The sequence below is a fragment of the Mesorhizobium sp. M7A.F.Ca.US.014.04.1.1 genome, from assembly GCF_003998745.1.
Lineage (GTDB): Bacteria > Pseudomonadota > Alphaproteobacteria > Rhizobiales > Rhizobiaceae > Mesorhizobium > Mesorhizobium ciceri.
The window spans coordinates 1-4,825 of the sequence record NZ_RZRW01000440.1; the positions used below are offsets into that span (position 1 = coordinate 1).

General features: G+C 62.9%; 4 protein-coding genes. 2 read left to right on the forward strand and 2 right to left on the reverse strand.

Annotated elements, in window-relative coordinates; translation table 11 throughout:
• Nucleotides 1-1,054 (forward strand): HlyD family secretion protein (locus EOA22_RS24390; RefSeq protein ID WP_164755783.1); only part of this gene is annotated, 1,054 nt, incomplete at its 5' end.
• Nucleotides 1,051-2,592: a DHA2 family efflux MFS transporter permease subunit gene (locus EOA22_RS24395; RefSeq protein WP_063169716.1), complete on the forward strand. Its 1,542-nt coding sequence runs from the start codon at nucleotides 1,051-1,053 to the stop codon at nucleotides 2,590-2,592. The genes EOA22_RS24390 and EOA22_RS24395, both read left to right, overlap by 4 nt.
• Nucleotides 2,593-2,781: 189 nt before the next feature.
• Here EOA22_RS24395 and EOA22_RS24400 read toward each other — a convergent pair whose 3' ends face one another.
• Nucleotides 2,782-3,342: a fasciclin domain-containing protein gene (locus EOA22_RS24400; protein ID WP_063169715.1), complete on the reverse strand. Its 561-nt coding sequence runs from the start codon at nucleotides 3,340-3,342 to the stop codon at nucleotides 2,782-2,784.
• A gap of 177 nt (nucleotides 3,343-3,519) precedes the next feature.
• Nucleotides 3,520-4,825, reverse strand: a 1,306-nt coding sequence (gene yidC, locus EOA22_RS24405; protein WP_127390268.1) for a membrane protein insertase YidC, incomplete at its 5' end; no start/stop codon positions are given.

The following is a 4,825-nucleotide window of genomic DNA, read 5'->3' on the forward strand; positions in this document are numbered from 1 at the left end:
GCGCGGCCGGGCACGGCCGATCCTGTTTGCCCTGCTTCCGTTCGCGCTGGTCGTCGGCGGCTATTACTACGTCATCGGCGGCCAGGTCATGACGACCGACAATGCCTACATCCAGGCGCAGTCGCTCGGCGTTTCCACCGATGTCTCCGGCACTGTGTCCGAGATCGACGTGCACGAGAACGAGGCGGTGAAGAAGGACCAGGTGCTTTTCCGGTTGCGGTCGGCCTCTTTCGAAACCGCTCTTGCCGCCGCCCAGGCACAGCTCGGCACAGTGCGCAACCAGGTGCTGACCTTGCAGGCGAGCTACCAGCAGTCGCAGGCGCTGATCGAGCAGGCGCAGGCCGACATCCCCTATTACGAGGCCGCTTTCCAACGCCAGCAGGATCTGCTCAAGACCTCCACCTCCTCGAAGGCGACCTTCGACAGCGCCCAGCACGACCTCGTCGCCGCCCGCCAGAAAGTGTCCGTTGCCCAAGCGCAGGCACAGGCGACGCTTGCCCAGCTCGGCGGCGACGCCAGCCAGCCGGTGGAGAAGAACCCGTTCTATCTCCAGGCGCAGTCGGCGGTGGACGACGCCCAGCGCAACCTTGCCGATTCCATCGTCAAGGCGCCATTCGACGGCATCGTCACCAATGTCGACGCGCTTCAGGTCGGCAAGTACCTGCCGGCTTCGCAGCCGGCGTTCAGCCTGATTTCGGCGACCGATCTGTGGATCGCGGCGGAGCCTAAGGAAACCGAACTGACCTATGTGCGGCCGGGACAGACGGCGACGATCAGCGTCGACAGCTATCCCGGTGCCGTCTGGCACGGCAGGGTCGCCTCGATCAGCCCGGCGTCGTCGTCGAGCTTCTCGCTGCTTCCGGCGCAGAACACCACCGGCAACTGGGTCAAGGTCGTGCAACGCATTCCGATGCGCGTGACGGTGGACGATCTCCAGGGCAAGCCGCCGCTGCGCGGCGGGATGAGCGTCGTGGTCGGCATCGATACCGGCCATGCGCGCGGCCTGCCGGACTTCGTGACGGACCTCCTCGGTCGGTTCGGACAAAAGTCATGACCGGCGCGTCCGCGACAGGTGGCGTGGTCGCCAATCGCGGCGCCATCACCGCCTGCGTGATCCTGGCCGTGATCATGCAGGCGCTGGACACCACCATCGCCAATGTGGCGCTGCCCTATATCCAGGGCAGCGTTTCGGCCAGCGCCGACCAGATAAACTGGGTGCTGACGTCCTACATCGTCGCGGCAGCCGTCATGACGCCGCCTTCGGGCTATCTTGCCAATCGCTTCGGCCGCAAGCGCATCCTGCTGATCTCGATCACCGGCTTCGTCGTCGCGTCGGTGCTGTGCGGCTTCGCGCAGTCGCTGCCGCAGATCGTCGGCTTCCGCCTGCTGCAAGGCCTGTTCGGCGCAGCCCTGGTGCCGCTGGCGCAGAGCATCCTGCTCGACATCTACAGCGTCGAGGAGCGCGGCTCGGCGATGGCGCTGTTCGGCGTTTCGGTGATGGTCGGGCCGGTGCTCGGGCCGGTCATCGGCGGCTGGCTGACCGAGAATGTCAGCTGGCGCTGGGTGTTCTACATCAACGTACCGATCGGCGCGCTGGCTTTCGCCGGCGTCTCGATGTTCGTCCAGGAAACCAAGACGGACCTCAAGGCCAGGCTGGACTGGCTGGGCTTCGGCATGCTCAGCGTCACCATCGCGTCGCTGCAGATGTTCCTCGATCGCGGCGAGCAGCTCAACTGGTTCTCGTCGTCCGAGATCATCGTCGAGGCGCTGATCTGCGCGTCGGCCTTCTACATCTTCCTCGTCCACACCTTCACCGCCAAAAACACCTTCGTGAACCCGCGGCTGTTCCTCGACAGGAATTTCGCCGTCGGCATGATCTTCATCTTCATCATCGGCATCACCTATCTGGCCTCGCTGGCCCTGATGACGCCCTATCTGCAGACCCTGATGGGCTATCCGGTGGTGACGGCCGGCATCGTCATGGGGCCGCGCGGTCTCGGCACCATGGCTTGCATGTTCCTGGTCGGCAGGCTGATCGGCAAGGTGGACACGCGCTGGCTGCTTCTAACCGGCCTGCTGGTCACCGCCTGGGCGATGTACGACATGACCGGCTGGACCCCTGATGTCTCGCAATGGACGATCATCAGCACCGGCTTCATCCAGGGCGCGGGCCTGGGTTTCCTGTTCGTGCCGCTGACCACCATCACCTTCGCCACGCTGGCGCCGGAGCGGCGCGCGGAAGGCACCGGACTGTACAATCTGTCCCGAAACATCGGCTCCAGCGTCGGCATATCGGTGGTCACCGCGCTGTTGACGCAGAACGTGCAGGTCAACCACGCCAATATCGCCACCTATGTGACGCCCTACAACCAGGCGTTCAGCAATCCGGCGATCTTCCAGGCAATGGATCCCTACAGCGCCGCGGGCCGCGCCGCGCTCGACGGCGTGGTCACGCTGCAGGCCACGATCATCAGCTATATGAACGACTTCAAGCTGATGATGATCCTGTCGCTTGCCGCCATTCCGCTGGTTCTGTTGCTGCGCAAGCCGGCGACTCCGGCCAAGATCGACCACAGCGCCGTGATGGAGTGACGACGCTCGAAACTTATCCGGCTGCACAGGCAACAGCCAAAAAGAAACCGGGGTCCTGTGAGGGACAGGACCCCGGCCAATGCCGATACGACTTCCCAAGAAACATGGCACCTCGTCATGAGGCGGGGATGGCAGGCCCGAGAAAGCCCCAACGGACCTGTCTTGATCCCCTTTGCCGGAAGCCGTTCGTTACTTCGGCAACAGCACCTTGTTGACGACATGGATGACGCCGTTCGACTGGTTGACGTCGGCGATCGTCACTCGCGCCTCGCCGCCTGACTCATCCATGATGTAGAGCTTGCCCTTCTTGACTTCGGCGGTCAGCGTGTCACCGGAGACGGTCTTCATCTCGTATTTGCCGCCCATCGCCTTGGCCTTCTTCATCATCTCGGCGCCCGAAATCTTGCCGGCCACGACATGCGCGGTCAGCACCTTGGTGAGCTTGCCCTTGTTCTCCGGCTTCAGCAGCGTGTCGACGGTGCCCTTGGGCAGTTTCGCAAACGCCGCGTTGGTCGGGGCAAAGACTGTGAACGGGCCAGCGCCCTGCAGCGTGTCGACCAGGCCGGCGGCCTTGACCGCGGCGACCAGCGTCGTGTGGTCCTTCGAATTGACGGCGTTCTCGACGATGTTCTTGGTTGTGTACATCGGCGCGCCGCCGACATTCGGGTTCTTGGCATAGGCGGGCGCGGCAATCGCCACGCCGGCGACGAGTGCGGAAAGGGCGATGATCCTGAATGACGGCAAGCGCATGTGGTCTTCCTCCGTGTGAGGGCTGATCGGAATTGATAGCCTTTGGAAACGCACAGGCAGTCACGCCGCCGAGGGGGCGCAAGTTTCGCCGATCACGGGAACGTGATGCCGGAGCTGCTTAAACGAAAAGCCCCGCGCGAGGCGGGGCTTTGAAGGCTGGAGAAAGCGCTGCGCCTTCTATTCGGCCGGTGATGGTTTCTTTCGGAACAGCGCGACCAGATTGTCCCACAGCTCGATCTTGGCACCCTGGCGCTTCATGATGATGCCCTGCTGGAGGATCGACAGCGTGTTGTTCCAGGCCCAGTAGATGACCAGGCCGGCCGGGAAACCCGCCATCATGAAGGTGAAGATGACAGGCATCCAGGTGAAGATCGCAGCCTGCGTCGGATCCGGCGGCGTCGGGTTCATGCGCATCTGCAGGAACATGGTGACGCCCATGATCAGCGGCCAGACGCCGATCATCAGCATGTGCGGCAGGGTGACCGGGATCAGGCCGAACAGGTTGAACAGCGACGTCGGATCGGGCGCGGCCAGATCCTGGATCCAGCCGAAGAACGGCGCGTGCCGCATTTCGATGGTGATGTAGAGCACCTTGTAGAGCGAGAAGAAGACCGGGATCTGCAGTGCCACCGGCCAGCAGCCGGCAAGCGGGTTGATCTTCTCGGTCTTGTACAGCTCCATCATCGCCTGCTGCTGCTTCATCTTGTCGTCCGCGTATTTCTCGCGGATCTCGAGCATTTTCGGCTGCACCTTCTTCATGTTCGCCATCGACGCGTACGACTTGTTGGCGAGCGGATAGAAGATGGCCTTGACGATGACGGTGGTGGCGAGAATGGCCAGGCCGAAATTGCCGAAGAATTTGTAGAGCGTGTCGATCAGCCAGAACATCGGCTTGGTGATGAAGTGGAACCAGCCCCAGTCGATCAAAAGGTCGAACCGCTTGATATGACGGTCTTCCGCATAGGCGTTGATCTTGCCGACTTCCTTGGCGCCCGCGAAGATCTCGCTCTCCACCGTCGCCGACTGGCCGGCATCGACGGTGATCGGGTCGGTGAGGAAGTCGGACTGGTAGCGATGGCGGCCGTCCTCGAAATAGGCATAGCGCGGCTGGAACGGCTGCTTCTCGGTCGGCACCAGCGTCACCGCCCAGTATTTGTCGGTGATGCCGAGCCAGCCGTCGGTCGACTTGCCCGGCGTGAACTGCTTGTCCTTCTCGATGGACGCGTATTTGTGTTCCTGCAGGCCTTCCGTGCCGGTGAAGCCGATCAGGCCCTCATGCAGCACATAGGTGCTGGCAACGAGCGGCTTGTCGAAGCGGGTGACGCGGCCGTAATTGGACAGCGAGACGGCGGCCGTGCCGGCATTCTGCACCGTGTCGGACACCGTGAACATGTAGTTGGTGTCGACGGAAAAGGTGCGCTTGAAGGTCAGGCCCTTGTCGTTCGAGTAGGTCAGCGTGACCGGGGTCGTCGGCGTCAGTGTC

Bases quoted from the DNA above. Each gene is read 5' to 3' on its own strand.
- EOA22_RS24395 (WP_063169716.1), top strand. From the start codon at position 1,051: ATGACCGGCGCGTCCGCGACAGGTGGCGTGGTCGCCAATCGCGGCGCC.
- EOA22_RS24400 (WP_063169715.1), bottom strand. From the start codon at position 3,342: ATGCGCTTGCCGTCATTCAGGATCATCGCCCTTTCCGCACTCGTCGCC.